Origin of the sequence: Phormidium sp. CCY1219 (assembly GCF_035615515.1) — a bacterium.
Lineage (GTDB): Bacteria > Cyanobacteriota > Cyanobacteriia > Cyanobacteriales > Laspinemataceae > CCY1219.
Genome location: NZ_JAJENT010000632.1, coordinates 1 through 896, shown reverse-complemented (window position 1 = coordinate 896; position 896 = coordinate 1). Strand labels below are relative to the sequence as shown.

Annotated in this window: 1 protein-coding gene; it reads left to right on the top strand. The window is 44.0% G+C overall.

The genetic code is table 11. From position 1 onward, the window contains the following. Positions 1-144 precede the first annotated feature (144 nt). Positions 145-594, top strand: a complete 450-nt coding sequence (gene tnpA, locus LKK83_RS18015; RefSeq protein WP_324632648.1) for an IS200/IS605 family transposase — start codon at positions 145-147, stop codon at positions 592-594. Positions 595-896: the final 302 nt, after the last annotated feature.

The following is an 896-nucleotide window of genomic DNA, read 5'->3' as shown; positions in this document are numbered from 1 at the left end:
ATTTCAGTCGGTTTCAACCGACTTGAGCTATTAGACGGGGGATTTATCCCCCGGCGGGTGTGGCTGGAGATGTTAACCCATGATTGATATCCCCCGGCTTGTGATAAAATAATAAAAATTTTAAATGAACATTTTTAATAGATTATGTCTCTGTGGCGAATCTACTATCATTTGGTATGGGCAACAAAACAGCGTTTCCCTTTGATAACTCCAGAAATAGAAGATGAACTCTATCCTTACATAATCGGCAAAAGCGATGCTCTTGGCTGTATTGTTCATGCCATTGGCGGCATAGAAGACCACATTCATATTGTTGCTTCCATTCCACCAAATTTATCCGTTGCCGAATTTGTTAAAAATATTAAAGGAAGTAGTACCTATCATTTGAATCACGCAGGTTCGGGTTCTCTCACTCGATTTGGTTGGCAGGATGGCTATGGTGTATTTTCTTTGGGAGGTAAGCAAATGGATATAGCGGTTAATTATGTTAAAAATCAGAAAATACATCATCTCAAGAATGACTTAAAACCTTCCCTAGAACGAATTAGCGATCGAGACGATCGCCCCTCAATGTGGTACGAAAATAAACGTTAATCCCATCCCGGGTTATTGGATTGGATCGGATGTTGGATTGGTGGTATAAACCGCAGGGCGTTGCAAACTCCACAGCGAGTAGAAGATCCGGCGTAGGTTACAAACAATAGCCTCATAGGGTGGGGTTGGTTAGAAACCGACTGAAAGCCTTACAGAATAGGCATTTCAGTCGGTTTTAACCGACTTGAGCTATGAGACGGGGGATTTATCCCCCGGCAGATCCGTGCAATGGCATCACCGGCAATGGCATCACCGGCAATGGCATCACCGGCAATGGCATCACCGGCAATGGCATCACCGGC